This window comes from Streptomyces sp. CG4 (assembly GCF_041080655.1).
GTDB lineage: Bacteria > Actinomycetota > Actinomycetes > Streptomycetales > Streptomycetaceae > Streptomyces.
The window spans coordinates 8,326,439-8,352,818 of record NZ_CP163525.1 but is presented as its reverse complement, the minus strand read 5'-3'; the positions used below and the strand labels follow the sequence as shown (position 1 = coordinate 8,352,818).

Sequence of the window (26,380 nt, the reverse complement as noted above, 5' to 3'; positions counted from 1 at the left end):
TACGGCGGCCGTCGTCGCAGGCCACTGTGGGAGTATCGGGGCTATCACCCCGTACAACGTCGCACCCACGAGGAGCGTGCCCATGTCGTCGAATCCGGTCGCCGAGACCGTCGCCTCGCTGCTGCCGCAGGCCAAGGCGGAGCTGGCCGAACTGGTCGCCTTCAAGTCGGTGGCGGATTTCGCGCAGTTCCCGAAGAGCGAGAGCGAGGCCGCCGCGCACTGGATCGCCGACGCCCTGCGCGCCGAGGGTTTCGCCGACGTGGCCCTGCTGGACACCCCGGACGGCACCCAGTCCGTGTACGGCTTTCTGCCGGGCCCGGAGGGTGCGAAAACGGTTCTCCTCTACGCGCACTACGATGTGCAGCCGCCGCTGGACGAGGCCGGCTGGACCACTCCGCCGTTCGAGCTGACCGAGCGTGACGGCCGCTGGTACGGCCGCGGCAGTGCCGACTGCAAGGGCGGCGTCCTCATGCACCTGCTCGCGCTGCGCGCCCTGAAGGCGAACGGCGGCGTCCCGGTCCACGTCAAGGTGATCGTCGAGGGCTCGGAGGAGCAGGGCACGGGCGGCCTGGAGCGGTACGCCGAGCAGCACCCGGAGCTGCTGGCCGCGGACACCATCGTGATCGGCGACGCGGGCAACTTCCGCGCCGGCCTGCCGACGGTGACCACCACGCTGCGCGGCATGACCCTGGTCCGGGTGGCCGTCGACACGCTCGCGGGCAATCTGCACTCCGGCCAGTTCGGCGGTGCCGCCCCGGACGCGCTGGGCGCGCTGGTCCGTGTGCTGGACTCGCTGCGCGCCGAGGACGGTTCGACCACGGTCGACGGGCTCGACGCGACGGCGGCGTGGGACGGCCTGGAGTACACCGAGGAGCAGTTCCGTTCGGACGCCAGGGTGCTGGACGGCGTGGAGCTGATCGGTGACGGCTCGATCGCCGACCGTATCTGGGCCCGCCCGGCGGTCACCGTGCTCGGCATCGACTGCCCGCCGGTCATCGGCGCCACCCCGTCCGTGCAGTCGAGCGCCCGTGCCCTGATCAGCCTGCGGGTGCCGCCGGGCGTGGACGCCGCGGCGGCGACCAAACTGCTCCAGGCGCACGTCGAGGCGCACACACCCTGGGGCGCCCGGGTCACCACCGAGCAGATCGGCCAGGGCCAGCCCTTCCGTGCCGACCCCTCCAGCCCGGCGTACCAGGCGATGGCCGACGCGATGGCGGTCGCCTACCCCGGCGAGACCATGCAGTACGCCGGCCAGGGCGGCTCCATCCCGCTGTGCAACACCCTCGCCCGCCTCTACCCGCAGGCGGAGATCCTGCTCATCGGCCTGAGCGAGCCGGAGGCACAGATCCACGCGGTCGACGAGAGCGTGTCCCCCGAGGAACTGGAGCGGCTCTCGGTCGCCGAGGCGCTGTTCCTGCGCAACTACGCGGCGGGCTGAACCCTTCTGCCGACGGCAGAGCGCCCTCGCCCGCGGGCGGGGGCGCTGCCTACGGTCGGCGCATGGACGTCATCGAACTGCTCCCCCGCCTGCACCTCCTCCGCTTCCCCGTGGGCCAGGCCTATCTCTGGCGCGACGACGACGCGTTGACACTGATAGACGCGGGCACGATCGGCGCCGGCCGCGCGATCGCCGACGCGGTCACGGCGCTGGGGCACGCGCCGGGGGACGTACGACGGATCGTGCTCACCCACTTCCACGAGGACCACGTGGGCGGCGCGGGCGAGTTCGCCGCGCTCAGCGGTGCCGAGGTGCTGGTGCACCGGCTGGAGGCGCCGTTCATCCGCGGTGAACTCCCCGGTCCGCCCCCGCGGTTCGAGGAGTGGGAGCTGCCGATCCACGCGGCGGCGACCGAGCTCCTGCCCGCGGGCACACCGGTGCCGCCGGCGTCGGTCACCACGGTGTCCGACGGCGATGTACTGGACGTCGGCGGCGGCGCCCGGGTGCTCCACGTACCCGGCCACACCGACGGCAGCATCGCTCTGTTCCTGCCCGCGCAGGGCGTGCTGTTCACCGGGGACACGGTGGCGGCCTCGCCGGCCGACGGTACCGTGATCCCGGGCGTCTTGAACCTCGACCGCCCCCAACTCCTCGCCTCGCTCGACCGGTTGGCCGAGCTGGACGCGGACGTGGCGTGCTTCGGCCATGGAGACGCGGTCGTCGGGGGCGCGGCCGCCGCGCTGCGCAAGGCGGCGAGCGCCCGATGAACGCGGGGCACAGCATCCAGCAATCGCAATCGCCGGTCGGCATCCATCAGTCGCCGGTCCACGCGGCTGGACACGGAGGCACGGCTTTCGGCCACCGTCGGCGGACGTGTGCCGGGCGGCTCGGCTGACCCCGAGGCACGACTTTCTGCCGCGTTGGGCTGGCGCATGAGCGCCGTTGGGCTGGCGCATGAGCCCCGTTGGGCAGGCGCGTGCCGGCGGCTCAGCCGACCGGAACCCCGGCCTCCAGGTACAGGGCGGTGCCCCGCTCGCGGGCCCGCAGGGCCCAGTGCAGGCGCTCGTAGCGGACCGGTGGCAGCATCCCGGCCGCCTCCTGCTCGGTGGCGAAGCGCCAGGCGCGCAGTTCCGGGCCGGGCAGCAGCACCCGGGACGCCTCGCCGGATTCCAGCCGGCCGCCGTCGAACAGCAGCCGCAGCCCGCCGAAGCCGGGCGGCACCGGCCGTTCCCAGTCGACGACGAGGAGCCGGGGCACCTCTCTCAGCCGTATCCCGGTCTCCTCGGCGACCTCGCGCATCCCGGCGCGGGCCGGCGCCTCGCCGCGCTCTACCACCCCGCCGGGGAACTCCCAGCCGGGCTTGTAGGTGGGGTCCACGAGCAGCACCCGGTCGTGCTCGTCGAAGAGCAGCACCCCGGCGGCGAGGGTCTCGGCGGTCGGCTCGGGGGTCTGCACGATGTCGCAGGGCGGTACGGCCCCGCTGCCGACGGCGTCGGCGATGCGGACGGCGGTGGCGTACGGCGTGAGGGCGCTGGTGTCCACGAGGTGCGCGTCGGCGGTGAGCCAGGAGGCGAGGGCGGCGCGGTAGGGCTCGATGTGGTCGTAGGCCCACTGCCGCTGCCGTATCTCGCCGTCGGGCAGGTCCGGCGGGATCTCCCGCGCGGCTGTCCGTTCCCGCAGGATCGTTTCAGCCGGAGCGAGCAGAAAATGGTGCACCGGGATGCGGCGGGCGGCGAGGCCGCCGAAGATCTCGTCGCGGTATTCCTGGCGGAGCAGGGTCATGGGCACGACGAGGGTCCCGCCCAGCTCGGCGACGAGCGCGGCCGCCGTGTCGACCACGAGCCGACGCCAGATCGGCAGGTCCTGGAAGTCACCGACCTCGGCGAGGCGCTTGGCCGGCAGCAGCTGCGCGAGCCCTCCGCCGATGACCTCGGGGTCGAAGAGCGTGCTGTTCGGGATCAGTTCGATCAGCTCCCGTGCGGTGGTGGTCTTCCCCGCACCGAACGCGCCGTTGATCCAGACGACGGTCACGGACTCCCCCTCTTCTGTTGGCCCCCTGAGGCTTGCCCGCTCCACCCTGCCACGGAAACCCCGCCCCGGTGAGGGCGCCGGAACGGCGGTGCCGGTGCCCCCTGTAGCGGGGACACCGGCACCTGCACCGCGAGCCGTCGGGGACCTCCGGCGTGTCTACTCCGGCGCGCGGGTGCCGTTGTCGATGCCGAGGCTGTCCAGGGCGACCGGGTGGCCGCCGGTGGACTCAAGGGTGTCCGTGACGTTGACGCCGTCGACGGTCATCCCGCCGTGGCCCTTGTCCGCCGCGTGCGAGGGTGTGACAGCGGCCACGACGAATCCGGTGGCCAGGGTGGCGATGGCGAGCATGCTGCGCTTCTTCATGCCCTGACCAACTGCGGATCCGGCCCGGAGTCACGCCCATACCGGCAAGCGGAGGACCCCGGACATCGTCTGCGCGGACAGGCCACCGGCTCGCCGACCGCCTCGACGGCCTGACCGGCGCCCTGTCCGCCGGGCCCGGCTGGAGCGGGCGATCGCCCAACACCGCGCGTCGGCACGGCGGTTCGCGACGCCGTGAGGGTGCGGGCCGCGCCGTAATCGGCTGGCCGGCCCCCGCATGGCACCGGTATCGTCCGGCATCCCGCCCTGCCCGCTCGTACGGCAGGCCCGAACGGAAACGCGTCATCATGACCAGCCCGCCCCTGACCACGACCCTCTGGCGCCCCACCGGCCCCAAGGAGCTGGAGCTGGTCCGCGCGCTCGATTGGCGGGCCTGGCCGCCCCGGCTCCCGGAGCAGCCGATCTTCTACCCGGTCCTCAACGAGGACTACGCGATCCGGATCGCCCGGGACTGGAACGTCAAGCACGACGGCGCCGGTTTCGTGACCCGCTTCGAGGTCGACACCGAGTTCCTCGGCCGGTATCCGGTACGGCAGGCCGGGGGCGAGACGATCCTGGAACTGTGGGTACCGGCCGAGGAGTTGGATGAGTTCAACGCCCATATCGTCGGCCGTATCGAGGTCGTAAGGGAGTTCCGGTGAGCGGACCCACGGCCTCCGGACCCGCGGACGATCGCGCCGCGGAAGCACGCACCGCAGACGACAGCGGCACAGTCGATCACATCGCAGTCGAGCGCATCGAGGACGTGGTGTGCTCGGGCGACCGGCTGGTCCGGGCCGCGGCCCGGCTGTCCGACGGCGGGCTGCGCGCCCCGTCGGAGCTGCCCGGCTGGACGCGCGGCCATGTGCTCGCCCACGTCGCCCACAGCGTCGACGCCTATGTGTGGCTGCTGCGGCTCGCGCACACCGGCCGGGAACCGAGCCCCCGCGCGGACGCGGCGACGCTGTCCGCGGCGGTCGGGCGGGACGCGACACTGTCCGCGGACCGGCTCGTGGCCCGGCTGCGGGAGAGCCTGGACCGGTTCGCGGCGCAGGCGCGTACGACGCCCGCCTACGCCTGGGACCGTCTGGTCCCGGCGCTGGCCGGCTGGCGCCACCCGGCCTGGTATCTGCTGCTGCGCTGTCTGCGGGAACTGGAGACCCATCACCTCGACCTGGGCGTCGGCCACCGCACCGACCAGTGGCCGGACGCGTACGTCTCCTGGGCGCTGGACGACACCCTCGCCACGCTGCGCGCCCAGGACTTTCCGCTCACTTCGGTGGAGGCGGTGGACCTCGGCCGGCGCTGGCCGATGGCGGCTCGGGGCCCCTCGGTAGCCGGGGCCGGGCACCAGGTACTCGGCTGGCTCAGCGGACGGACTCCGGCCGACACGCTGACGTGCGACCGCCCGGAACACCGGCTGCCCCGCCCGCCCGCCTGGCCCCAGCCTCCACTGCCCGGCTGGGGGCGCGTCGACGGCGAGGTGTGAGCCCGGGAGTCCGCATGATCCGAAGCCACGAAACCCCGCACAGCCAAAGCTCCGGAAGCCAACACATCCGAACGCTCCATCACACCTGCGGGGCGAATCAACCCTACGGTCCTGGCATCTGACGGGGTTTCGAACAGTTCGGACGCGCCTCTTCCAACACAGTCCGACACGTCCTACCGTAAACGCGCACAGTCGGCACACAGATGACGCCCAGGCGGCGCCATGTCGTCATCCACCGTTCGCGAGTCGGAGGAACGTCAACGATGCGTCACCCTCACACCCGCACAACCTGCACAACCCGCCGAAGAGTGGTCGAAGCGTGCACCGCGGGACTGCTGTGCACGGCGGGCCTCGCCACCCCCGCACACGCCTCCCCCGCGCAGGCGGCCCGCGCCCAGGCCCGTGCCGCCTCCGCCGCTCCCGCCCTGGCCGACGGTCTCGCCCTCACCCCGCCGATGGGCTTCAACAACTGGAATTCCACGCACTGCGGTGCCGACTTCAACGAGAGCATGGTCAAGGGCATCGCCGACCTGTTCGTGGCGAAGGGCCTGAAGGACGCCGGCTACCAGTACGTCAATCTGGACGACTGCTGGGCGCTGCCGCACCGCGACGCCGACGGCAAGCTGGTGCCCGACCCGGCCCGCTTCCCGAACGGCATCAAGGCCGTCGCCGACTACGTCCACGCCAAGGGGCTCAAACTCGGCATCTACACCAGCGCCGGCACCAAGACCTGCAACAGCGCGGGCTTCCCGGGCGCGCTGGGCCACGAGTACAGCGACGCCCGGCAGTTCGCCGACTGGGGCGTGGACTACCTGAAGTACGACAACTGCAACAACCAGGGCGTCGAAGCCAAGCAGCGCTACACGACCATGCGCGACGCGCTCAAGGCGACCGGGCGGCCCATCGTCTACAGCATCTGCGAATGGGGCGAGAACAAGCCCTGGGAGTGGGCGGCGGACGTCGGTCATCTGTGGCGCACCACCGGTGACATCAGCGACAACTGGGGCTCGATGCTGTCGATCCTCAAGCAGAACCTGCCGCTCGCGCCGTACGCCGGACCCGGCCACTGGAACGACCCCGACATGCTGGAGGTCGGCAACGGCGGCATGACGGACACCGAGTACCGCTCGCACTTCTCACTCTGGTCGGTCATGGCGGCACCGCTGCTCATCGGCACCGACCTGCGCAAGGCCTCCCCGGCGACCTTCGGCATCCTCGACAACAAGGAGGTCGTCGCCGTCGACCAGGACCCGCTCGGCAAGCAGGGCACGGTCGTCTCCGCCACGGGTGGACGCTGGGTCATCGCCAAGGCGATGAAGGACGGCAGCCGGGCGGTCGCCCTGTTCAACGAGTCCGGTTCCGCCCAACGGATCGCCACCACCGCGGCAGCCGTCGGCCTGCCCGACGCCCCCGCGTACACCCTGCGCGACCTGTGGCAGCACAGCAGCTACAACACCGCCGGCGCCATCGCGGCCACCGTCCCGGCCCATGGCACGGTCCTGCTCCGCGTCTCGGCCGACCCGCACTGGGCGGCCCACCCTCCCGCCGCCGAACTGGGCCTGGGCGGCAGCCCGTTGCTGGAGGCCGCCACCCCGGCCACGCTGACGAGCACCGTCACCGACCTCGGCCGTACCCCCGCGCGCGGGGTGTCCGTGTCCCTGACCGGCCCCGAGGGGTGGACCGTACGGCCCGCATCGGCGACCACGGCCACCGCCCTCACCACCGGCAAGGCGCTGCGCACCGGCTGGAGTGTCACCGCCCCGGCCGGGACCCCCACCGGCTCCTACGGCCTCACGCTCCAGGCGCGCTACCGCTCACCGGCCGGACAGCGCGTCACCAGCACGCTGCCGCTGACCGCGTCGGTCGTGGTACGGCCGCCCGCCGGTACGTCGTATCTCAGCGATCTGAACTGGCTGTCGGCGACGAGTGGTTGGGGCCCGGTGGAGCGCGACACCAGCAACGGGGAGAGCGACGCGGGCGACGGCCGCCCGATCACGATCGGCGGCACGGTGTACGCCAAGGGCCTCGGTGTCCATGCGCCGAGCGACGTCTCCTTCTACACCGGCAAGGCCTGCCGGAAGGTCACCGCGGACGTCGGCGTCGACGACGAGAAGGGCACGAAGGGCACCGTCGCCTTCGAGATCTGGGCGGACGGCACGGAGGTCGCCTCGACCGGCGTCCTGACCAACGCGATGCCCGCCCAGCCCCTCACCGCCGACGTCACCGGCGCCCAGGTGGTCCGCCTCGTCGTCACCGACGGCGGAGACGGCAACGACTCCGACCACGCGGACTGGGCGGACGCCCGCCTGAGCTGCTGAACCGGACGGTCGGGCGCCGGGTCTCACCCCGGGGCCTGACCGAAGTCCCCCACGGCCCCCGGGCGAGGAGGATGTGGGGGGCGCGAGAGGTGTCGCGCGGTGCGGTACGGCCCGGCCGGGTTCGGCGGACCAGCATCCGGCTCGGCGCCCCCACGCCCCGTCAGGTGGCCGACTTGAGCCGGCCGGCGGGGTCCGTGCCCATGACCACGTGGGTGCTGCGCTTGCTCCCGGTTCCGATCGTCCTCCTGGTCCTCCTGCTGTGGCACCGCCGGCGCCGCCGGGTCGCAGCCATGGCCGGCCTGATGGCTCGCCCCGGCCGCCACCCGGCGGGTCGCTCAGCCCCAGCCGGCCGACCACGCCTCGACTGCCCCTCCAAACAAGCGACCTCACCAGAGCGCCGTCCGTGCGGAACCGCCGCTCGGGTCAGACCCCCGCGCGGGCGTCCGGTCGGCAGACCAGTGCGGCGGCTGCGGCGCCGACCAGGCCCGCGTCCGTGCCCATCTGGGCGGGGACGACGGTCAGGCGTTGGACGAAGGACAGGGTCGCGTAGTCGGTCAGTGCCTTGCGCAGGGGGGTCAAGAGGATGTCGCCGGCCTTGCCGACGCCTCCGCCGATGACCGCGATGTCGATCTCGACCAGGGTCGCGGTGGCCGCGATCCCGGCGGCCAGTGCCTGCGCCGCCCGCTCGAAGGAGGCCACGGCGACCGGGTCGCCCTCGCGGGCGGCGGCGGCCACCGCGGCGGCCGAGGTGTCTCCGTCGGGGCCGGGACGCCAGCCCTGTTCCACGGCGCGGCGGGCGATGTTGGGCCCGCTCGCGATCCGCTCCACACAGCCGCGCGAACCGCACGGGCACGGGTCACCGTCGAGGTCGACGCTGATGTGTCCGATGTGCCCGGCGTTGCCGGTCGGGCCGGGGTGCAGCCGGCCGTTCAGGACCAGGCCGCCGCCCACACCGGTCGACACCACCATGCACAGCGCGTTGTCGTGGCCGCGCGCGGCGCCCTGCCAGTGCTCGGCGGCCGTGATCGCGACGCCGTCGCCGATCAACTCCACCGGCAGCCCGCCGGTGGCCGCGCGCACCCGCTCGACCAGCGGAAAGTCGCGCCAGCCCGGCACGTTCACCGGGCTCACGGTGCCCGCCGAGGCGTCCACCGGGCCGGCACTGCCGATGCCTATGGCGCCGGCGCGTCCCCACAGCGGTGACGCGGCGAGGTCGCCGAGCACGTCCTCGACGGCCCGCATGACCGCTTCGCCGTCCTGCTGGGCCGGCGTGCCTCTCTGGGCCCGGGTCAGGATCCGTCCGTCGTCGGCCACCAGCGCGCCGGCGATCTTGGTGCCGCCGATGTCCAGGGCCGCGACGAGGTCGGTGTGCATCAGAGTCAGATCTCCCCGTTGAAGCTTGAAAACCAAAGGAGGTGCGGGCCGGTCACACGGTGGGGGCGCAGGCCGACGGAGAACGGTGGACAGTGTCTCGCGCATCTGACAACGTTGTCCAGGCCCTATGCTCGACGCCACATCCTCGTACAATCCACGGGTCGGCGCATCACCCCGGACACATTCGGTACCGAGCACCTCGTGCGTACCGCCGCAGCGCTCCGGACGCACCGATTCCGCGGACCATACGGACGACAGGACAGGACACCGCATCGTGCCCGAGACCACGCGCCGCGCAGACAGCCTTCCCGGCACCCGTTACGGCAACCGCCCGACCATGAAGGACGTGGCGGCACGGGCCGGTGTTGGACTGAAGACGGTCTCCCGGGTGGTCAACGGCGAGCCCGGTGTCACCCCGGACACCGAGCGCCGGGTGCAGGAGGCCATCGACGCGCTGGGCTTCCGCCGCAACGACAGCGCCCGGGTGCTGCGCAAGGGCCGTACGGCGAGCATCGGGTTGGTCCTGGAGGACCTCGCCGACCCCTTCTACGGTCCGCTCAGCCGCGCCGTGGAGGAGGTGGCCCGAGCCCATGGCGCCCTGCTGATCAACGGCTCCAGCGCCGAGGACCCGGAGCGCGAGCAGGAGCTGGCGCTGGCCCTGTGCGCCCGCCGGGTGGACGGTCTGGTGGTGATCCCGGCCGGTGACGACCACCGCTATCTCGAGCCGGAGATCAGGGCGGGCGTCGCGACCGTGTTCGTGGACCGTCCGGCCGGGCGGATCGACGCCGACGTGGTGCTCTCCGACAACTTCGGCGGTGCCCGGGACGGCGTCGCCCATCTGATCGCGCATGGCCACCGCCGGATCGGGTTCATCGGCGACATGCCCCGCATCCACACCGCCGCCGAGCGGCTGCGCGGCTACCGGGCGGCCATGGAGGACGCCGGGATACCGGTCGAGGACGCCTGGATGTCCCTCGGTGCGACGAATCCGGAGCGGGTGCGCCGCGCGGCGGAGGAGATGCTGTCCGGGCCCGACCCCGTCACCGCGATCTTCGCCGGCAACAACCGGGTGACGGTCACCGTGATCCGGGTCCTGGCCGAGCAGTCCCGCCGGGTCGCCTTCGTCGGCTTCGACGACATCGAGCTGGCCGATCTGCTCCAGCCGGGTGTCACGGTCGTCGCCCAGGACGCGGCCGCCCTCGGCCGTACCGCCGCCGAGCGGCTGTTCCGTCAGCTGGACGGCGGGCTGATCGCACCGGAGCGCATCGAACTGCCCACCCGGCTGATCACCCGCGGCTCGGGCGAGCTGCCGCCAGCCGACTGAGCCGCCCATGACCGGCCGCACTCTGGCGGAGCTCGGCCTCGCCGACGCTCCCCGCGAACATCCGCTGACCTATCCCGGTGCCTGGCCCGCCGAGTCCGGGCTGCTGCACGGCGACCGGATGCTCCCGCTGGAGCGCCTGGTGTACGACGACCGGGTGCCGGTGCTGGCCGTCGGCTCCAACGCCTGTCCCGGCCAACTGCGCTACAAAATGGAGCAGTTCGGGATCGACTCCCCGCTGCCGATGGTGCGGACCCGGGTGTCCGGGCTGGACGTGGGCGTCTCGGCGCACGTCAGCCGCTTCGGCTATGTATCCGCGTCTCCCGCCAAAGCCCCGCGCGCGTCCACCGAGTTGTTCGTCCTCTGGCTGGACCGGCGCCAGCTGGAGGTGATCGACGCGAGCGAGGGCGTGCCGCTGCCCGACGGCAACTTCTGGCGGGCCTGGCTGCCCGCGCCACAGGTGCGGATCGAGTTGCCGGACGGTTCCGCGCTCACCGGGGCGTACGCCTATGTCAACCGGCACGGGGTGCTGCACAACGGCGTCGGTGTGCCGCGCCGCCATCCCGGCGACCAGCATGTCCTGCTCACCGAACTCCTCGCGGGATCGGCTCCGTTGCGGGAACTGTTCGGGGTCACACCGGAGGAGTTCTGTGCGCGGGCGCGCCGCGACGCCGGGCTGTGTGCGCGGGGTACGCGGCTGTTCGCCGAGCAGAAGTGGGTGACGCAGTCGGGCTTCGAGCCGTACGCCGGCGGTCAGCAGACCGGGAGCCCGGGGACCGGGGCGTCGTTGTTCCCGCCCTTCAGGTAGACGTCGCTGACGTAGACGCCGGTGTTGCCGCTGTCGTCGTCGGTCTACGCCCACCACACGTTCGTCCAGCGGCCGTAGGTCTCCCTGCGCCCCAGATTCCCCTGGCAGTAGAAGTAGTTGATTCCCGCGTTCACGGTTCCGGCCGCGGTGCCGGAGGCCGTGTAGGACGTGGCGGTGCGCCAGACCTGGCAGTTGTACTTGCCGCCGCCGATGGACGCGCAGGCCGGTGCCGCGCTGGAGGTGTGCCCCGTACCTCCGGTCCCGGTCGGGGTGTGGGAGGGTTCGGCGGGCGTGGAGGCGGAGGCCGAGGGGGTGGCGGAGGCGCCCGAGGACGGCTTGGCGTCACCGGCCCCGCCCGGCTTCCCGGTGGGCCCGGCGCTCTTCCCGCCGGCCCGGTGCGGATGTCCGGGCCGGGTGGACCACTCGGTACCGGCCCGTTGCGTGCTGGCGTCCGCGCTGGACGAGGCGGCCGAGGCGGAGTCCGTCCTCGACGCTCCCCGATCGCGCACCAGGGCCACCGTGACTCCGGCAGCGGCGAGCACGACGGCGACGGCAGCGGCGGCAAGCAGAGCCCGCCCCTTCCGGCGAGGCGAACCGGAGGCCGTACTCATGGGCCCGGTGGGCGCATCGGACGCGAATGCAGGGACTGGACCTATGGGCGCGCCGGTGTGCGGAGCGGGGCCCTCCGGGTGGGAGGACACCGGCCCCATCGGCCCACCGGCCTCCGGGGCGGAATCACGCGCACCAGCCTGCTGCCCAGAACCTTCTGCACCGGTCAGCTGAGCAGGGCCGTAAGCCGCCGCCGGAGCGCCGGCGCCCGGCGTACGGGGCGGCGGCGACGGCTCAAGCCGCCGGCCGAGGCTGTGGCAGCTTCTCCATCCGGCCTCCGCTGTATCGCGCAGGCGCCGCGTCCGCTACTTCGCGGAGGCCGTCAGGTCACCGCGCCGGGGTGCCGCGAAGCCTTCCAGGTCGGCGCGGGTCAGGCCGGTGAGGCGGGCGACCTCGGTGATGTCGAGGGCGCCGCAGTCCAGGCCGCGCAGCAGATAGCCGCTGAGGGCCTTGGCGGTGGCGGGCTCGTCCATCACGTCGCCGCCCGCGTGGTTGGCGTAGCGGGCGAGGCGGGCCGCCGCCTGCTCGAAGCCCTCACGGTAGAAGGCGAAGACGGCCGCGTAGCGGGTCGGGATGTGCCCGGGGTGCATGTCCCAGCCCTGGTAGTAGGCGCGGGCGAGGGCGCGGCGGGTGAGGCCGTAGTGCAGGCGCCACGCGTCGTGGACCTTCTCGGTCGGGCCGACGGGCAGCACGTTGGTCGAGCCGTCCGAGACGCGTACGCCGGTGCCCGCGGCCGCGACCTGCATGATCGCCTTGGCGTGGTCGGCGGCCGGGTGGTCGCTGGCCTGGTACGCGGCGGAGACGCCGAGGCAGGCGCTGTAGTCGAAGGTGCCGTAGTGCAGCCCGGTGGCGCGGCCCTCGGCGGCCTGGATCATGCGGGCGACGGTGGCGGTGCCGTCGGTGGCGAGGATGGACTGGCTGGTCTCGATCTGGATCTCGAAGCCGAGCCGGCCGGCGTCCAGGCCGTGCGCCTTCTCGAAGGCCTCCAGGAGGCGTACGAAGGCGCTGACCTGCTCGGCGTAGGTCACCTTGGGCAGGGTGAGGACCAGGCCCTCGGGCAGGCCGCCCGACTCGATCAGGCCGGTGAGGAAGACGTCGAGGGTGCGGATGCCGCGGTCGCGTACCGCCGCTTCCATGCACTTCATGCGGATGCCCATGTACGGCGCCGCCGTGCCGTTCCGGTACGCCTCGGCGATCAGCCGGGCCGCGCGGGCCGCCGTGGCGTCCTCCTCGGCGTCGGGGTGGGCGCCGTAGCCGTCCTCGAAGTCGACGCGCAGATCTTCGATGGGCTCGCGCTCCAGCTTGGCGCGGACGCGGGAGTAGACCGGCTCGGCCAGCTCGTCGGACAGGCCGAGGAGCGCCGCGAAGGAGGCGGCGTCGGGGGCGTGCTCGTCGAGGGCGGCGAGGGCCCGGTCGCCCCAGGAGCGGATGGTGTCGGCGGCGAAGGCGTCACCGGGGACGTAGACGGTGTGGACGGGCTGCCGGGTGCCCGGGTCCCCGGGGTAGCGGCGCTCCAGCTCCGCGTCGACCGGTGCGAGGGAGGCGCTGATCTCCTCGCTGACGGCGCCCGCGAGGCTTGTCGCCACCTTCTCCTGCTGACCCATCCCACACCCTCCAATGTTTCCGCACTACGGAATCAACAATCCGTATAGCGAAGTTATCTGCCAACCTTCCCGCTGGTCAACACCGCATTCCGTTTGCTGCACCCTGCCATCCCGGCGTGTTCACGTCCCTCTGCCAGCGTCCGGGGCCGCACTGCCCCTACCGTCACAGCGCATCCGCAACGCCTCGCCGAAGCCGCCGCAGAAGGAGCGCCCGTGCCGACCCGCAGCCGCGTCACCCGCCGTCTGGGCCTGAAGTCCGTGCCGGCGGTCACGATGCCCCTGTCCCTGTCCAGTACAGCACTCTCGGTGGGCCCCGCCGCGGCCGGCGAACGGCACAGCGGTCCGCTGCGCGTCATGTCGTTCAACCTGCGCTACGCGAGCACCGTCGAGCCCCACAGCTGGGCCGCCCGCAGGCCGGCGATGCGCGCTCTGCTGCAGCGCGAGGGCCTGCATGTCATCGGCACCCAGGAGGGCCTCTACAAGCAGCTGCGCGACATCGAGGCCGACCTCGGCGCCGCGTACGACTGGATCGGCACCGGACGCGCCGGCGGCAGCCGCGACGAGTTCATGGCGGTCTTCTACGACACCCGCCGGCTCGCCCCGCAGGAGTACGACCACTTCTGGCTCTCCGGCACACCGGACGTGATCGGCTCCAACACCTGGCGCGGCGGCTCCGTCCGGATGGTGACCTGGGTGCGGTTCCGGGATCTGCTCGACGGCGACCGTGAGTTCTACGTCCTGAACACACACCTCGACAACCGCCGTCAGAACGCACGCGCGCGTGCCGCCGCCCTGATCGCCCGGCGCATCGCCGGGCTCGACCGCTCACTCCCGGTCGTCGTCACCGGCGACTTCAACGTCGCCGCCCACAAGAACCCGGTCTACGACACGATGCTGGGCGCCGGCCTGGTCGACACCTGGGACAGCGCGGCCGAGCGCAGCGAGCTGTACGGGACCTTCCACGGCTACAAGCCGCTGACCCCCGACGGCGACCGTATCGACTGGATCCTCGCCACCCCCGGCGTCACGGTGCACCGGGCGGCGGTCAACACCTTCTCGCTGAACGGCCGGTTCCCCAGCGATCACCTGCCGGTGCAGGCGTCCCTGACGCTGGGACGAGACGAGGCGAGGCCCCCGTGACCGGCTGGGCGGTCGCGGGGGCCTCGTACGGCGAGGGCGGGGATCAGCCCTTGCGGGACTTGATCTCCTCGGTCAGCTGCGGGACGACGTCGAAGAGGTCGCCGACGACGCCGTAGTCGACCAGCTCGAAGATCGGGGCCTCGGCGTCCTTGTTGACGGCCACGATCGTCTTCGAGGTCTGCATACCGGCGCGGTGCTGGATCGCACCGGAGATGCCGTTGGCGATGTACAGCTGCGGCGAGACCGACTTACCGGTCTGGCCGACCTGGTTGGTGTGCGGGTACCAGCCGGCGTCGACGGCGGCACGCGAGGCACCGACGGCCGCGCCGAGGGAGTCGGCGAGCGCCTCGATGATCGAGAAGTTCTCGGCGCCGTTCACACCGCGGCCGCCGGAGACCACGATCGCGGCCTCGGTCAGCTCCGGGCGGCCCGTCGACTCGCGCGGGGTGCGGGCGGTGACCTTGGTGCCGGTCGCCTTCTCGGAGAAGGACACCGACAGGGCCTCGACCGCGCCGGCGGCCGGGGCGGCCTCCACGGCGGCCGAGTTCGGCTTGACCGTGATGACCGGGGTGCCCTTGATGACCCGGGACTTGGTGGTGAAGGACGCGGCGAACACCGACTGGGTGGCCACCGGGCCCTCGTCGCCGGCCTCCAGGTCGACGGCGTCGGTGATGATGCCGGAGCCGATGCGCAGCGCCAGGCGGGCGGCGATCTCCTTGCCCTCGGCGGAGGACGGGACCAGCACGGCGGCCGGGGAGACGGCCTCGTAGGCGGCCTGCAGGGCGTCCACCTTCGGCACGACCAGGTAGTCGGCGTACTCGGACGCGTCGTGGGTGAGGACCTTCACCGCGCCGTGCTCGGCGAGCGTGGCGGCGGTGTCGGCGGCGCCGTTGCCGAGGGCGACGGCGACGGGCTCGCCGACGCGGCGGGCCAGGGTCAGCAGCTCAAGGGTGGGCTTGCGGACGGCACCGTCCACGTGGTCGACGTAGACGAGGACTTCAGCCATGGGATTGCTCTCCTGCGTAACGAAGTTGAGGGGCGGTCAGCGGGGGCGAGCCCTTAGATGAACTTCTGGCTCGCGAGGAACTCAGCGAGCTGCTTGCCGCCCTCGCCCTCGTCCTTGACGATGGTGCCGGCCGTGCGGGCCGGACGCTCGTTGGCCTCGTCGACCTTGGTGAACGCACCTTCCAGGCCGACCTCTTCGGCCTCGATGTCCAGGTCGGACAGGTCCCAGGACTCCACCGGCTTCTTCTTGGCGGCCATGATGCCCTTGAAGGACGGGTAACGCGCCTCGCCCGACTGGTCGGTGACGGAGACGACGGCCGGGAGGGAGGCCTCCAGCTGCTCGCTGGCGGCGTCGCCGTCGCGGCGGCCCTTGACCGTGCTGTCCTCGACGGAGACCTCGGAGAGCAGGGTGACCTGCGGGACGCCGAGACGCTCGGCCACGAGGGCCGGGACGATACCGCCGGTGCCGTCGGTGGACGCCATGCCGGAGATCACCAGGTCGTAACCGGCCTTCTCGATCGCCTTGGCCAGCACCAGGGAGGTGCCGATGGCGTCGGTGCCGTGCAGGTCGTCGTCCTCGACGTGGATGGCCTTGTCGGCACCCATGGAGAGGGCCTTGCGGAGCGCGTCCTTGGCGTCCTCGGGGCCGACCGTCAGCACGGTGACCTCGGCGTCGTCCGCGTCCTCCGCGATCTGCAGCGCCTGCTCGACCGCGTACTCGTCCAGCTCGGAGAGCAGACCGTCCACGTCGTCGCGGTCGACGGTCAGGTCATCGGCGAAGTGCCGGTCGCCAGTGGCGTCGGGCACGTACTTCACAGTGACAACGATCCTCAAGCTCACGCCGGCTCTCCTACTGCATCGTCTATTTCGGGCTGCCTCTTGCAGGCAGCATAGGCGCCTCAAGCGGCCGATTCCGGTCGGGGCGTCCGTGCGCTCCGACCGAAATATTACTCGTCAGTACACCCAGTTCACGTCCGCTAAGCAAGCGCTTTGAAGTGTGACCTTCGCAACGCAGCGTAACCGGAACTCGACGGGCCCCCAGGGGACGGACGCGTGATCAGTCCCGCAGGCCGTTGAAGCGGCCCTGGTGGTACAGGAGCGGGCGGCCGGAGCCGGAGAGGTCGCCGAGGACGACCTCGGCGAGCACGATGCGGTGATCACCGGCCGGGACGCGGCCGGTGATCCGGCAGACCAGCCAGGCCAGCACGCCGTCGAGCACCGGTACGCCTTCCGGGCCCTCCCGCCAGGCGGTCGGCGCGCCGAAGCGGTCGGCGCCGCTGCGGGCGAAGGTGGCGGCCAGCTCGCTCTGGTGCTCACCGAGGATGTGGATGCCTATGTGGTCGGTCTCGGCTATCGCGGGCCAGCTGGAGGCGCCCGTGCCGATGCCGAAGGAGACGATCGGGGGCTCGGCGGAGACGGAGGTGAGGGAGGTGGCGGTGAAACCGACCGGACCGGAGTCACCGCGTGCGGTGATCACCGCCACACCGGCGGCGTGCCGGCGGAAGGCGGAGCGCAACAGGTCGGGGGAGGCGAGCTGAACGGTGCCGAGGTCGGGCGAGGCCGTCATCGAGGTGTCCTTCTGCTGGAGGTCGCGAGCTGGGCCGTCGGTGCTCAACAGTCCGGACAGGTGGCGCTCGCGGTGCGGGCGAGGTCGACGTGGACCCGCCCGTGGAGAAGGAGTTCGATCGGCATAGGGTCAGGCTGACGATAGGTGGCAGGCGCAGTCAAGTACGTTCCGCGATCCGGGAGATACGTCACCGCGCTCACACGGCCTCCCCCACCGCCGCGATGACGTCGGCCTTGCGGGGCTGTCCGGTGGCGCGCCGCACCACCCGCCCCTCGGCGTCGAGCACCAGCACGGTCGGCGTCTTCAGGATCTCCAGCCGGCGTACGAGGTCCAGGTGGGCCTCGGCGTCGATCTCGATGTGGGTCACCCCGGGGACCATGCCGGCGACCTCGCCGAGCACGCGCCGGGTGGCCCGGCAGGGCGCGCAGAAGGCGCTGGAGAACTGGACCAGCGTGGCCCGTTCACCGAGTTCGCCGCCCAGTTCGGCGGCGCCGAGCCGCTTGCCGTCGTCCCGCCCGCGCACCCGCACTCTTCCGCTCCGCCACTTGTGCAGCACTCCGGCGGCGCTCGCCACGACGAGCACCGCCACGCACACCACCATTCCGGTCATCATCTGCACAAGCATTCACGAGACTGCAAACATTCCCTCCTCCCGCGGGAGATTCCGTTGCGGAATGCTTGCTTCATGGACATCGATGCGAGGGGGCCGCGGTTCGCGGCGGCCGTGACGACGGTGGTTCTGGTAGCCGCCCTGAGCCTGCAGAGCGCCTGGCTGCTGGGCTGGCAGACGCTGGTGTTCGCGCTCGGCGCGGCCGCGGGTGTGCAGCGGTCGCCGTACGGCTGGGTGTTCCGCACCGCCGTACGGCCGCGGCTCGGGGCGCCACGGGAGTTCGAGGCGCCGGAGCCGCCACGGTTCGCGCAGGCGGTGGGGCTGGTGTTCGGCGGGCTCGGCCTTGTCGGGTTCACGGTGGGGCCGCAGTGGTTGGGGCTGGCCGCGACCGGGGCCGCGCTCGCCGCCGCCTTCCTGAATGCGGCATTCGGGTACTGCCTGGGGTGCGAGATGTTCCTGCTTCTGAAGAGGGCAACAGTACGGGCGGAGTAAAGGGGCCTTAAAGATCCAAGGTGGGATGGCGGCCGACGTGACGAGGATCTCGCCACTCCGGGGCACGAGGACTGGCTACCCGTCCGTTCTTCGGGCACGATCTGCGAGACGCCGTAAACCTACGGCTGCGTAACTTTCCCGCCGGGAGCCCCCTTTCCCGAGCAGAGCAGAAAGGGTCCGTCCCGCCCATGGCAGAGCTGGTCTACCGTCCCGTCGTCGGATTCGCCAAGACGTTGTTCAAGGTCTGGGACCTGAAGATCGACTGCCAGGGGTCGGAGAACATCCCGCGCTCGGGCGGCGCCGTGCTGGTCAGCAATCACATCAGCTATCTGGACTTCGTCTTCAACGGCCTGGCGGCCCTGCCGCAGAAGCGCCTGGTGCGCTTCATGGCGAAGGAGTCCGTCTTCCGGCACCGGATCTCCGGTCCGCTGATGCGCGGCATGAAGCACATCCCGGTGGACCGCAAGCAGGGCGAGGCGGCCTATGCGCACGCGCTGGACTCGCTGCGTTCGGGCGAGGTGGTCGGGGTCTTCCCGGAGGCCACCATCTCGCAGTCGTTCACACTGAAGAGCTTCAAGTCCGGTGCGGCCAGGCTCGCCCAGGACGCCGGCGTCCCGCTGATCCCGATGGCGGTGTGGGGCACCCAGCGGCTGTGGACGAAGGGCCAGCCCCGCAACCTGAAGCGCAACCACCTGCCCATCACCATGCGGGTCGGCGAGGCGGTCGAGGCGCCCCGCGACCAGTACGCGGGCGCGATCACCCGCCGGCTGCGCGAGGCCGTCCAGGACGTGCTGGAGGCCGCGCAGCGCGCCTACCCGGGCCGCCCCAAGGGCTCCGAGGACTCCTGGTGGCTGCCGGCCCATCTGGGGGGTACGGCACCTACGGTGGAGCAGCTGCGGGCGGCGGAGGCGCACTGACCCCGCGGTGCGTCAGCAGTTTGGGGTCCTGCGCCGTTTGTACGGCTGCGGGCCGGTGGGGGGCCGGTCCGGCTCGGGGGGGCGGCCGTCTTCGGGCTGCAGGTCCGTTGTCGCTTGTCGCGCAGTTCCCCGCGCCCCTCGGGAGTTGCAGAGCCGTCGGCTTCACGGCGCCGCCCGCACGAGCCTCGGCCTGTACGAGACGGTCGTTCCCTCCGTACGTCAACTCCGCCTCCCGGCATATGGGTTGCGGCGCAGTGCCCGCGCCGGCGGGCTCTTCCCGATAGGCGCCGTTCTGCTCCCCCGTTGCTCAGGGCACGGTGAGGACGAGGACGACGTTGTGGCCGCCGAAGCCGAAGGAGTGGCTGACCGCGATGCGCAGGTCCTGGCGGCGGGGTTGTTTGGTGACACAGTCGATGTCGAACTCGGGTGCGGGCGCCTGGAGGTTCGCGATCGGCGGGATGCGGCGGTGCTGGAGGGTGAGGACCGTGAGCGCCGCTTCGATCGCGCCGGACGCGCCGAGGGTGTGCCCCAGCACGCCCTTGGCGGCGGTGACGCTCGGGCGGTGCGGCAGGACGCGGGCGATCAGCGCGGCCTCGGCGGCGTCGTTGAGCGGTGTCGAGGTGCCGTGCGCGTTGACGTGCTCCACGTCGTAGGGGGCCAGGTCCGCCTCGGCGAGGGCCGTACGCAGGGCGGCCTCGGCACCGTGGGCGTCCTCGGGCAGTGCCGTCGGGTGGTGGCCGTCGGACGTGCTGCCGCAGCCGGCGAGCAGGGCACGGGGGCGTACACCGCGGGCGGTGGCGTCGGCGGTGCGTTCCAGGACGAGGATCCCGGCGCCCTCCGCCATGACGAAGCCGTCCCGGTCGGCGGCGAACGGGCGGGAGGCCGCGGCCCGGTCGGCCCGCTCGGAGAGGGCGCCCATGCGCCAGAAGCCGATGGTGGACACCCGGCTGACCGCGGCCTCCACGCCTCCGGTGACCGCGATGTCGCACAGATCGGCGGCCAGCAGATCCCGGGCCGTGGCGAGGGCACTGGCGCCGGAGGCGCAGGCGGTGGCGGGGCTGAGGCCGGGGCCGCGGGCCTGGAGGTCGATGGAGACCTCGCCCGTACCGAGGTTCGGGATGATCATCGGAATGGCGAGGGGTGACGTCAGGTCGGCTCCCCGGTGTTCGAGGCGTGCGTACTGTTCCTCGAACTTCTCCAACCCGCCCATGCCGCAGCCGATGACCGTGGCGACCCTGGTCCCGTCCCAGGTGGCGGGGTCGAGCCCGGCGTCGCGGACGGCCTCCCGGGCCGCCAGGACGGCGAGCTTGGCGAAGCGGCCCATGCGCCAGGCCTTGCGGCCGGTCCGCCGGTCCAGCTCCCGCTCCGTGAGCGGGATCCGGCAGGAGAAGTCGACGGGCAGTCCGGCGAGGGCGGGGTCCGGGGCCGCGGTGGCCTGTCCCGCGCACACGCCGGTCCAGGTGTCGTCGACGCCGATCCCGGCGGGAGTGACGAGTCCCAGGCCGGTGACGGCGATCGAGGCGGTCACGGGGCCGTCACCGGGTCCGAGGTGCGCAGTGTCTCGACGTACTCGGTGACTTCGGCGAGTGTGGCGGTCCGGGTGGCGCGCTCGCTGTCGATCCTCACTCCGAGTCTCTCGTCCAGGATCAGCGCGAACTCGGCCAGCGCCAGGGAGTCCAGTTCGAGCTGCTCCAGAGTGACCCCGGGGCCGAGTTCGGTTTCCGGAACGAGGAAGCTGCCGGTCAGTACGGAGCGGATGGTGGCGTAGGTGTCGGTCATGGCCTGTTCCTCAGGGGTGCGATGGGGGTGCGATGGGGGTGCGGTCGTCGGAACCGCGGGCGGGGACTGCGGACGTGTGTCAGGGCCGCCACTCCAGGAGCACCAGCCCGCCGGAGGCACCGCCGGCCAGCCCGAACAGGGCGACCAGATCGCCCGGGTGCAACCTGCCCTGCCGCGCGGCTTCCACGAGCTGCAGGGGAAGGCCGGCGGTGGCGACGTTGCCGTAGGCCGTGAAGACGGGTACGGCCTTGTCCTCGGGTACGCCGAGGGTGCCGAGGATGGTGCGGGTGAGGGCGACGGACGGCTGGTGCACGCACACGAGGTCCAGGTCTCCCGGCTTGCGACCGACCGCGCGGAGCACGTCGAACACGCGGGCCTCCAGTCCCGGGAAGGAGGCGGCGAGCGCCGCGGAGTCGAAGCGGACCACAGGCCCGTCGACTGCTTGCGCGAAGTACGGGTTGGCGACGGTCGCGGCCTGCCAGCCGGACGAATTGGCGCAGAACGCGGCGGCGAGGATCCCGGGCCGGTCGCTCGCCTCCACGAGCAGCGCGGCCCCGAGGTCGCCCAGCGTCAACGCGGGCAGCAACAGGGCCAGTTCCCGGCGGTCGCGGACCGGGAGCGCGGACAGCCGGCTGCTGCCCTCCCCCGTGGTCACGAGGACGCATGCGTAGCGGCCCGCCCGGATCAGGGCATCGGCGATCTCCAGGGCGTTCAGGACGCCGTTGCAGGCGTTCTGCACGTCGAAGACCGGTGCGGTGACGCCGAGTTTGTGCGCCACCGCGTGGGCGGTGGCCGGTTCCTCGACGTCCTCGCTCGCGGAGGCGAAGATCAGCAGGTCGACGGCGTCGGGGGCCAGGCCGGCCTGCTCCAGGGCGCGGCGGCCGGCCGCGGCGGCCAGGTCGGAGGGCCAGGTGCCGGGCGGGGCGACGCGGCGCTCCTCGAAGCCGTACATCTGCCTCAGCAGGCCGGGCATGAGCCGCACGCCGGGGTTCCGGGAGCGGACCTCGTCCTCGATCTCCGGGCCGGTCTGCCGGCCGGCGGGCACATGGACGGCGACCCGACGGATCGTGCTGTAGCGGGGGTTGGTCATCGAAGTCGTGTCGTCTCCGCGGCGTACCGCATTCGGTGCGGCATACCGCAGTCGTCGTCGAGTGCCGCCCGTCGGCGGCTCGGGCCAGTGAAATGAGCAGGAGCGGTGCACCGCAAACGGATGAAGGCCCGCATGCGCCCATTGGAGTGATCATGGTCGGGGGCTTCATACGGTGGAGTTACGCGCGACACGCAGAGGGTGTCCGGGGGCCGACAATGCTCCGGTGTCGCTGACCGAGGCCGAATTCCCCCTTGCCGATTACGACTTCAGCCCCCACTGGTTCGAACACGAGGGTGTGCGGCAGCACTACCTCGACGAGGGGGCGGGTGCGCCGCTGCTGATGCTGCACGGCAACCCCACCTGGAGCTACATGTGGCGGGCCCTGGTGCGGGAGTTCCGCCCCGGCCACCGGTGCGTCGTCCCGGACCACGTCGGTATGGGTCTGTCCGACCGCCCCGGCGAGTCCGCCTACCCCTACACCGCCTCCCGCCGCCTGGCGGATCTGGAGCGGCTGGTGGAGCATCTGGTGACCGAACGCGGGCTGCCGGACCGGGGCTGGACGCTGATCGGGCACGACTGGGGCGGGGTCATCGGCATGGCCTGGGCGCGCCGTCGGCCCGAGTGGCTGTCCCGCATCGTCATGCTCAACTCCGCGGCCTTCCCGTTGCCGCCCGGTGCCCGCCTGCCGTGGTACCTCCGGCTGATCCGCGGCGGGGGCCGCCCGCCGGCCTGGTTCGTGCACCGCACCAACGCCTTCGTCCTGGCCGCCTCCCGCCTCGGGGTGACCTCGCCGCTGCCCGCGCCCGTGCGCCGTGCCTATACAGCCCCCTATCGCGGCAGGCAGCGGCGGCTGGCGGTGGTGCGGTTCGTCCAGGACATCCCGCTGGCCCCCTCCGACCCGGCGTGGCCGCTGATCGATGTGGGCCCCGTCGAGGAACCGGAGATGACGTCGCTGCCCATGCTGGTGTGCTGGGGCGGCCGGGACCCGGTCTTCGGCCACCGCTTCCTCGCCGAGTGGATGCGGCGCTTCCCCGCCGCCGAGGTGCGGCTGTTCCCCCGCGCCGGGCACTTCGTCCAGGAGGACGCCCGCGACGAAGTCATCGCGTGCGTACGGGACTTCCTCGGCCGCCACGCGGAAGGGCGGAGCTGAGCCGTGTCCGTCTCCGCAACCGCCGCTACCGGTGCGCAGGCCGGGCTGCTCGGGCAGCTGGCGTACTGGCAGGAGTCGCAGCCCGCCGCCGTCGCCCTCGACCTGTTCTGCGGCCGGCGCCGGCAACGGATCACCTATGCAGGGCTGTACGCCCGCTGCCTGCGCACCGCGGACGCGCTGGCGGCCGCGGGCATCGGCCCGGGCACGCGTGCTGTGGTGCTGACCCGCCGTCCGCTGGACCTGTTCACCACGGTGTACGCGCTGTCCGCGCTCGGCGCCTGCGCCGTACTGATCGACCCCGGCCTGCCCCGTGCGGCCCTGCACCGGTGTCTGCGGGAGGCCGCCCCGCAGGCGTTCGTGGCGGAACCGCTCGCCCACGTGGCACGGGTGCTGTGCGGCTGGGCACGACCGAGTGTGCACACGGCGGTCTCCACCGGGTCGGGACCCGGGCCCTGGCCGACGGTCGCCGCGCTCGCCCGCACGGCACCACGCGCCGCGCTCGACGCCACCGGCGACGGCACGGCGCTGATCGCCTACACCTCCGGCTCCACGGGCACGCCGAAAGGCGCCGTCTACACCAACGAACAGCTGGTGCGCCAGTGCGGCGCCACGGGAGGCGTGCTGGGAGCACAGCCGGGAACCGTCGCGGTCGTCGGCTTCCTGCCCTTCGCCCTGGGCGGCCCGGCGCTCGGCGTCACCGTCGTCCTCCCCCGGATGGACTTCCGCAGGCCGGGCCGGGCCCGCCGGGACGACCTGCTGCGCGCGGCCGCGCAGACCCGTGCGGCCTGTGTGCTGGGCTCCCCGGCGCTCATGGACGTGCTCGCCGGTGACGGCCGCGGGGAACCGGCCCTCGCCACCGTACGGTCGGTCGCCACCTTCGGGGCCCCGCTGGAGTACGGCCTGCTGGACCGCCTCACCTCCGCCCTGCCGGACCAGGCCGTGATCCGGAGCGTGTACGGCGCCACCGAGAGTCTTCCGGTGAGTGCGATCGACGGCCGGGACCTGCGGGCCGCGCGCGCCGTGTCCGAACGGGGCGGTGGCCGGTGCGTGGGCCGGGTGGTGCCGGCCATGTCGGTGCGCGTCATCCCGGCCGGCGCCGGACCGATCGCCCACTGGTCCGCGGTCGAGCCGCTGCCCGCGCACGCCGTCGGCGAGATCACCGTGCGCGGCCCCCTGGTCAGCCGCGGCTACTACGGCCGCCCGCACGCCGACGCCCAGGCGAAGATCCCCGACGGGGAGTACGTCTGGCACCGCACGGGCGACCTGGGCCGCACGGACGACGAAGGCAGCCTGTGGTACTGCGGGCGCAAGGCCCACACCGTACCCGGCCCCGACGGTCCCCTGTACACCGAGTGCGTCGAGCCGGCGTGCAACGCGGTCGACGGAGTCCGGCGCACCGCGCTGGTCGACGCCGGCGGCGAGCAGCAGGCCCGGCCCGCGCTGTGCGTGGAGACCGACGGCCCGCGGCGCGGCGCCGAGCGCGGCCGGATCGTCGCGGACCTGCGTCGCGCCCTTGCCTCGCTGGAACGCGGCTCTCAGGTCCGGGCGATCCTCTTCCACCCGGGGTTCCCGGTCGACATCCGGCACAACTCGAAGATCGACCGAGGCGTGCTCGGCCGGTGGGCGCGGCGTCGGCTGGCGGCGGACGCCGCTGCCGCGAGGGCGCCGGAGCACGGCGTGGGTACGGAGGTCCGTGGATGAAGATCCTGGTCACGGGCGGCAGCGGTTTCCTGGGCGCCGAGATCTGCCGGCGCCTCGCGGCCCGGGGGCACCAGGTGCGTTCCCTGCAACGCGGCCACCGGGCGCCGCCGCCGCACGGGACCGAGGCCGTGTGGGGCGACATCCGCGATGTCGCGGCGGTCGGGGCCGCCGTACGCGGGTGTGACGCGGTCGTCCACACGGCCGCGCTGGCCGATGTGTGGGGTCCGCGGCACGACGTCGCCTCCGTCAACATCGCGGGCACGGCGGCCGTTGTCGACGCCTGCCGGCGCCAGGGGGTGCCCCGGCTGGTCCACTGCTCCAGCGCCAGCGTGGTCTTCGCCGGCGCTGACCTGGAAGGCGTCGACGAGTCCGCCCCGTACCCCCGGCGGTTCCTCGCCCCTTATCCCTGGTCCAAGGCCCGTGCCGAGCAGCTGGTGCTGGCCGCCAACGGCCCCCGGCTGGCCACCGTGTCCCTGCGCCCGCATCTGATCTGGGGCGAGGGCGACCCGCATCTGCTGCCGGGGCTGCGCGCCGCGGTCCGGCGCGGGACACTCCTGCTCCCCGGAACGGGCACCAACCGCGTGGACACCGTCCATGTCGCCGACGCCGCCGAGGCACATGTGCTGGCGGTGGAGAAGCTGACCGCGAACTCCCCGCTGGCAGGCGCCCGTTACTTCATCACCCAGGGGCGGCCCTGCACCCTCGCCGACACCGTCCGGGGCCTGCTCGCGTACGGCGGCGGCACCGTGGAGGTGCGCGGTGTCCCCGCCTCCGCCGCGCTTGCCGTCGCCGCGCTCCTCGAAGCCACGGGGAAGGCGACCCGCAGGCGCCGGCGTCCCCTGCTGACGCGCTTCCTCGTGGCCGAACTGACCCGTGCCCATTGGTTCGACATCAGCGCGGCGCGGCGCGACCTCGGCTACGTCCCCGCCGACCACTCGTGGTCCAGTGCGTCGGGCAGCGTCTTCCACAGGTAGGGCCGGTCCGGAGCCGCCTTCAAGGCGTCGAGGACGACCGGGTGGGGTGCGGCGTACAACACCGGATAGTCGACCTCGCCGGCCGCGGGGTCGGGGATCCAGGCGAGCCGCTCGCCGTCCAGGGAGAACCGGGCGTCCACGCCGGGTTTGTTGCCGCGCGGGTCCTGGCGGTGCCAGGCGCCGTGGAAGCGGACGGCGACCAGACCGTGCACGGCATGACCGTTGCCGTCGTCGTGCGCCAGGCGTTGGTAGCACAGGGCCGTGGGGATGTCCTCGGCACGCAGCAGGGCGGCCAGCGCGTGGGCCTTGGCGTAGCAGATGCCGGTGCCCAGGGTCAGCACGTCGGAGGCGCGCCAGGTGACGCGCAGGTCGCCGGAGTCCTGGGAGTGCGGGATGGTGTCCCGTACGAAGTCGAAGGCGGCCCGCGCATAGGCATACGAGTCGGCGGCCCCTGCGGCCAGCCGCGCGGCCGTCTCGCGGACCACGGGATGGTGATGGTCGATGACCTCGTCGGCGGCCAAGTATGCGGAAAGGTCGGCGGTGTTCTGGATCAGCTCCATGCCCGCAGAGCATAGGAATGCGATCACTCGACAGTCAATGACT

At 72.6% G+C, this 26,380-nt stretch carries 27 protein-coding genes; 13 read left to right on the top strand and 14 right to left on the bottom strand.

The window, feature by feature from the left end:
- Nucleotides 1-82 precede the first annotated feature (82 nt).
- Both AB5L52_RS38355 and AB5L52_RS38350 read left to right on the top strand, forming a co-directional pair.
- Nucleotides 83-1,438, top strand: coding sequence for a dipeptidase (locus AB5L52_RS38355; RefSeq protein ID WP_369367959.1), 1,356 nt, complete (start codon nucleotides 83-85; stop codon nucleotides 1,436-1,438).
- 62 nt (nucleotides 1,439-1,500) lie between these two features.
- Nucleotides 1,501-2,205 (top strand): MBL fold metallo-hydrolase, encoded by a 705-nt coding sequence (locus tag AB5L52_RS38350; RefSeq protein WP_369367958.1) that lies wholly within the window; start codon nucleotides 1,501-1,503, stop codon nucleotides 2,203-2,205.
- Between the two features lie 220 nt (nucleotides 2,206-2,425).
- On the opposite strand, the gene AB5L52_RS38345 is transcribed toward AB5L52_RS38350, so the two are convergent.
- Nucleotides 2,426-3,469: an NUDIX domain-containing protein gene (locus AB5L52_RS38345; RefSeq protein ID WP_369367957.1), complete on the bottom strand. Its 1,044-nt coding sequence runs from the start codon at nucleotides 3,467-3,469 to the stop codon at nucleotides 2,426-2,428.
- A gap of 156 nt (nucleotides 3,470-3,625) precedes the next feature.
- The gene (locus AB5L52_RS38340; RefSeq protein ID WP_351565227.1) at nucleotides 3,626-3,832 is read right to left on the bottom strand and encodes a hypothetical protein; all 207 of its coding nucleotides are present in this window, start codon (nucleotides 3,830-3,832) and stop codon (nucleotides 3,626-3,628) included.
- A gap of 305 nt (nucleotides 3,833-4,137) precedes the next feature.
- Here AB5L52_RS38340 and AB5L52_RS38335 point away from each other — a divergent pair, with 305 nt between their 5' ends.
- From AB5L52_RS38335 to AB5L52_RS38325, 3 genes are all read left to right on the top strand, one after another.
- The gene (locus AB5L52_RS38335; protein WP_351565230.1) at nucleotides 4,138-4,491 is read left to right on the top strand and encodes a hypothetical protein; all 354 of its coding nucleotides are present in this window, start codon (nucleotides 4,138-4,140) and stop codon (nucleotides 4,489-4,491) included.
- Nucleotides 4,488-5,318 (top strand): maleylpyruvate isomerase family mycothiol-dependent enzyme, encoded by an 831-nt coding sequence (locus tag AB5L52_RS38330; protein WP_369367955.1) that lies wholly within the window; start codon nucleotides 4,488-4,490, stop codon nucleotides 5,316-5,318. The genes AB5L52_RS38335 and AB5L52_RS38330 overlap by 4 nt, the downstream gene beginning before the upstream one ends.
- A gap of 263 nt (nucleotides 5,319-5,581) precedes the next feature.
- Complete coding sequence (locus tag AB5L52_RS38325) at nucleotides 5,582-7,636, top strand: NPCBM/NEW2 domain-containing protein (protein ID WP_369367954.1); 2,055 nt, start codon at nucleotides 5,582-5,584, stop codon at nucleotides 7,634-7,636.
- Between the two features lie 423 nt (nucleotides 7,637-8,059).
- Here AB5L52_RS38325 and AB5L52_RS38320 read toward each other — a convergent pair whose 3' ends face one another.
- The gene (locus AB5L52_RS38320; RefSeq protein WP_351020232.1) at nucleotides 8,060-9,010 is read right to left on the bottom strand and encodes an ROK family protein; all 951 of its coding nucleotides are present in this window, start codon (nucleotides 9,008-9,010) and stop codon (nucleotides 8,060-8,062) included.
- A 274-nt stretch (nucleotides 9,011-9,284) separates the two neighbouring features.
- Between AB5L52_RS38320 and AB5L52_RS38315 the strand changes: the two genes are divergently transcribed.
- Nucleotides 9,285-10,334, top strand: coding sequence for a LacI family DNA-binding transcriptional regulator (locus tag AB5L52_RS38315; protein WP_351020230.1), 1,050 nt, complete (start codon nucleotides 9,285-9,287; stop codon nucleotides 10,332-10,334).
- A gap of 7 nt (nucleotides 10,335-10,341) precedes the next feature.
- Nucleotides 10,342-11,139, top strand: a complete 798-nt coding sequence (locus AB5L52_RS38310) for a hypothetical protein (protein WP_351020228.1) — start codon at nucleotides 10,342-10,344, stop codon at nucleotides 11,137-11,139.
- A gap of 44 nt (nucleotides 11,140-11,183) precedes the next feature.
- On the opposite strand, the gene AB5L52_RS38305 is transcribed toward AB5L52_RS38310, so the two are convergent.
- Both AB5L52_RS38305 and AB5L52_RS38300 read right to left on the bottom strand, forming a co-directional pair.
- Complete coding sequence (locus tag AB5L52_RS38305; RefSeq protein ID WP_369367952.1) at nucleotides 11,184-11,750, bottom strand: hypothetical protein; 567 nt, start codon at nucleotides 11,748-11,750, stop codon at nucleotides 11,184-11,186.
- Nucleotides 11,751-12,053: 303 nt separating this feature from the next.
- Nucleotides 12,054-13,352, bottom strand: a complete 1,299-nt coding sequence (locus tag AB5L52_RS38300; protein ID WP_369367951.1) for an aldolase — start codon at nucleotides 13,350-13,352, stop codon at nucleotides 12,054-12,056.
- A 213-nt stretch (nucleotides 13,353-13,565) separates the two neighbouring features.
- Here AB5L52_RS38300 and AB5L52_RS38295 point away from each other — a divergent pair, with 213 nt between their 5' ends.
- Nucleotides 13,566-14,492, top strand: a complete 927-nt coding sequence (locus tag AB5L52_RS38295) for an endonuclease/exonuclease/phosphatase family protein (protein ID WP_369367950.1) — start codon at nucleotides 13,566-13,568, stop codon at nucleotides 14,490-14,492.
- A gap of 43 nt (nucleotides 14,493-14,535) precedes the next feature.
- On the opposite strand, the gene AB5L52_RS38290 is transcribed toward AB5L52_RS38295, so the two are convergent.
- The 5 genes from AB5L52_RS38290 to AB5L52_RS38270 all read right to left on the bottom strand — a co-directional run bounded on the left by AB5L52_RS38290 (nucleotide 14,536) and on the right by AB5L52_RS38270 (nucleotide 17,674).
- On the bottom strand, nucleotides 14,536-15,498 hold the full coding sequence (locus AB5L52_RS38290; RefSeq protein ID WP_351020220.1) for an electron transfer flavoprotein subunit alpha/FixB family protein: 963 nt from the start codon (nucleotides 15,496-15,498) through the stop codon (nucleotides 14,536-14,538).
- Nucleotides 15,499-15,551: 53 nt separating this feature from the next.
- Nucleotides 15,552-16,337 carry an electron transfer flavoprotein subunit beta/FixA family protein gene (locus tag AB5L52_RS38285; protein ID WP_351565253.1) on the bottom strand — a complete coding sequence of 262 codons (786 nt, stop codon included), beginning with the start codon at nucleotides 16,335-16,337 and terminating at the stop codon, nucleotides 15,552-15,554.
- A gap of 217 nt (nucleotides 16,338-16,554) precedes the next feature.
- On the bottom strand, nucleotides 16,555-17,064 hold the full coding sequence (locus AB5L52_RS38280; protein ID WP_351565255.1) for a flavin reductase family protein: 510 nt from the start codon (nucleotides 17,062-17,064) through the stop codon (nucleotides 16,555-16,557).
- Between the two features lie 44 nt (nucleotides 17,065-17,108).
- Nucleotides 17,109-17,189, bottom strand: a complete 81-nt coding sequence (locus AB5L52_RS38275) for a putative leader peptide (protein WP_351020305.1) — start codon at nucleotides 17,187-17,189, stop codon at nucleotides 17,109-17,111.
- Between the two features lie 71 nt (nucleotides 17,190-17,260).
- Nucleotides 17,261-17,674, bottom strand: a complete 414-nt coding sequence (locus AB5L52_RS38270; RefSeq protein WP_369369035.1) for a TlpA family protein disulfide reductase — start codon at nucleotides 17,672-17,674, stop codon at nucleotides 17,261-17,263.
- Between the two features lie 75 nt (nucleotides 17,675-17,749).
- Here AB5L52_RS38270 and AB5L52_RS38265 point away from each other — a divergent pair, with 75 nt between their 5' ends.
- Together AB5L52_RS38265 and AB5L52_RS38260 are read left to right on the top strand one after the other, a co-directional pair.
- Nucleotides 17,750-18,166 (top strand): DUF4395 domain-containing protein, encoded by a 417-nt coding sequence (locus AB5L52_RS38265; protein WP_351020214.1) that lies wholly within the window; start codon nucleotides 17,750-17,752, stop codon nucleotides 18,164-18,166.
- Nucleotides 18,167-18,354: 188 nt separating this feature from the next.
- Nucleotides 18,355-19,083 (top strand): lysophospholipid acyltransferase family protein, encoded by a 729-nt coding sequence (locus AB5L52_RS38260; RefSeq protein ID WP_351020212.1) that lies wholly within the window; start codon nucleotides 18,355-18,357, stop codon nucleotides 19,081-19,083.
- A gap of 307 nt (nucleotides 19,084-19,390) precedes the next feature.
- On the opposite strand, the gene AB5L52_RS38255 is transcribed toward AB5L52_RS38260, so the two are convergent.
- The 3 genes from AB5L52_RS38255 to AB5L52_RS38245 all read right to left on the bottom strand — a co-directional run bounded on the left by AB5L52_RS38255 (nucleotide 19,391) and on the right by AB5L52_RS38245 (nucleotide 21,952).
- On the bottom strand, nucleotides 19,391-20,611 hold the full coding sequence (locus AB5L52_RS38255; RefSeq protein ID WP_351020210.1) for a beta-ketoacyl-[acyl-carrier-protein] synthase family protein: 1,221 nt from the start codon (nucleotides 20,609-20,611) through the stop codon (nucleotides 19,391-19,393).
- Entirely contained in the window at nucleotides 20,608-20,862 is a 255-nt protein-coding gene (locus tag AB5L52_RS38250; RefSeq protein WP_351565263.1) for an acyl carrier protein, read from the bottom strand. Before AB5L52_RS38250 ends, AB5L52_RS38255 begins: the two co-directional genes overlap by 4 nt.
- A 79-nt stretch (nucleotides 20,863-20,941) precedes the next feature.
- A complete protein-coding gene (locus tag AB5L52_RS38245; protein ID WP_369367949.1) occupies nucleotides 20,942-21,952 on the bottom strand; it encodes a 3-oxoacyl-ACP synthase III family protein in 1,011 nt (336 codons plus the stop codon).
- Between the two features lie 223 nt (nucleotides 21,953-22,175).
- On the opposite strand from AB5L52_RS38245, the gene AB5L52_RS38240 reads away from it, so the two are divergent.
- Genes AB5L52_RS38240 through AB5L52_RS38230 form a run of 3 tightly spaced genes read left to right on the top strand, consistent with a single transcriptional unit; the run spans nucleotide 22,176 to nucleotide 25,777 of the window.
- Complete coding sequence (locus tag AB5L52_RS38240) at nucleotides 22,176-23,102, top strand: alpha/beta fold hydrolase (RefSeq protein ID WP_369367948.1); 927 nt, start codon at nucleotides 22,176-22,178, stop codon at nucleotides 23,100-23,102.
- Nucleotides 23,103-23,105: 3 nt separating this feature from the next.
- On the top strand, nucleotides 23,106-24,803 hold the full coding sequence (locus AB5L52_RS38235; protein WP_369367947.1) for an AMP-binding protein: 1,698 nt from the start codon (nucleotides 23,106-23,108) through the stop codon (nucleotides 24,801-24,803).
- A complete protein-coding gene (locus tag AB5L52_RS38230; protein ID WP_369367946.1) occupies nucleotides 24,800-25,777 on the top strand; it encodes an NAD-dependent epimerase/dehydratase family protein in 978 nt (325 codons plus the stop codon). Before AB5L52_RS38235 ends, AB5L52_RS38230 begins: the two co-directional genes overlap by 4 nt.
- Here the strand turns inward: AB5L52_RS38230 and AB5L52_RS38225 are convergent.
- A complete protein-coding gene (locus tag AB5L52_RS38225) occupies nucleotides 25,720-26,337 on the bottom strand; it encodes a transglutaminase domain-containing protein (protein WP_369367945.1) in 618 nt (205 codons plus the stop codon). The genes AB5L52_RS38230 and AB5L52_RS38225 overlap by 58 nt on opposite strands.
- Between the last annotated feature and the right edge of the window lie 43 nt (nucleotides 26,338-26,380).

Bases quoted from the DNA above. Each gene is read 5' to 3' on its own strand.
- AB5L52_RS38355 (WP_369367959.1), top strand. From the start codon at position 83: ATGTCGTCGAATCCGGTCGCCGAGACCGTCGCCTCGCTGCTGCCGCAG.
- AB5L52_RS38350 (WP_369367958.1), top strand. From the start codon at position 1,501: ATGGACGTCATCGAACTGCTCCCCCGCCTGCACCTCCTCCGCTTCCCC.
- AB5L52_RS38340 (WP_351565227.1), bottom strand. From the start codon at position 3,832: ATGAAGAAGCGCAGCATGCTCGCCATCGCCACCCTGGCCACCGGATTC.
- AB5L52_RS38335 (WP_351565230.1), top strand. From the start codon at position 4,138: ATGACCAGCCCGCCCCTGACCACGACCCTCTGGCGCCCCACCGGCCCC.
- AB5L52_RS38325 (WP_369367954.1), top strand. From the start codon at position 5,582: ATGCGTCACCCTCACACCCGCACAACCTGCACAACCCGCCGAAGAGTG.
- AB5L52_RS38320 (WP_351020232.1), bottom strand. From the start codon at position 9,010: ATGCACACCGACCTCGTCGCGGCCCTGGACATCGGCGGCACCAAGATC.
- AB5L52_RS38310 (WP_351020228.1), top strand. From the start codon at position 10,342: ATGACCGGCCGCACTCTGGCGGAGCTCGGCCTCGCCGACGCTCCCCGC.
- AB5L52_RS38305 (WP_369367952.1), bottom strand. From the start codon at position 11,750: ATGAGTACGGCCTCCGGTTCGCCTCGCCGGAAGGGGCGGGCTCTGCTT.
- AB5L52_RS38300 (WP_369367951.1), bottom strand. From the start codon at position 13,352: ATGGGTCAGCAGGAGAAGGTGGCGACAAGCCTCGCGGGCGCCGTCAGC.
- AB5L52_RS38290 (WP_351020220.1), bottom strand. From the start codon at position 15,498: ATGGCTGAAGTCCTCGTCTACGTCGACCACGTGGACGGTGCCGTCCGC.
- AB5L52_RS38280 (WP_351565255.1), bottom strand. From the start codon at position 17,064: ATGACGGCCTCGCCCGACCTCGGCACCGTTCAGCTCGCCTCCCCCGAC.
- AB5L52_RS38275 (WP_351020305.1), bottom strand. From the start codon at position 17,189: ATGCCGATCGAACTCCTTCTCCACGGGCGGGTCCACGTCGACCTCGCC.
- AB5L52_RS38270 (WP_369369035.1), bottom strand. From the start codon at position 17,674: ATGACCGGAATGGTGGTGTGCGTGGCGGTGCTCGTCGTGGCGAGCGCC.
- AB5L52_RS38265 (WP_351020214.1), top strand. From the start codon at position 17,750: ATGGACATCGATGCGAGGGGGCCGCGGTTCGCGGCGGCCGTGACGACG.
- AB5L52_RS38260 (WP_351020212.1), top strand. From the start codon at position 18,355: ATGGCAGAGCTGGTCTACCGTCCCGTCGTCGGATTCGCCAAGACGTTG.
- AB5L52_RS38250 (WP_351565263.1), bottom strand. From the start codon at position 20,862: ATGACCGACACCTACGCCACCATCCGCTCCGTACTGACCGGCAGCTTC.
- AB5L52_RS38245 (WP_369367949.1), bottom strand. From the start codon at position 21,952: ATGACCAACCCCCGCTACAGCACGATCCGTCGGGTCGCCGTCCATGTG.
- AB5L52_RS38230 (WP_369367946.1), top strand. From the start codon at position 24,800: ATGAAGATCCTGGTCACGGGCGGCAGCGGTTTCCTGGGCGCCGAGATC.
- AB5L52_RS38225 (WP_369367945.1), bottom strand. From the start codon at position 26,337: ATGGAGCTGATCCAGAACACCGCCGACCTTTCCGCATACTTGGCCGCC.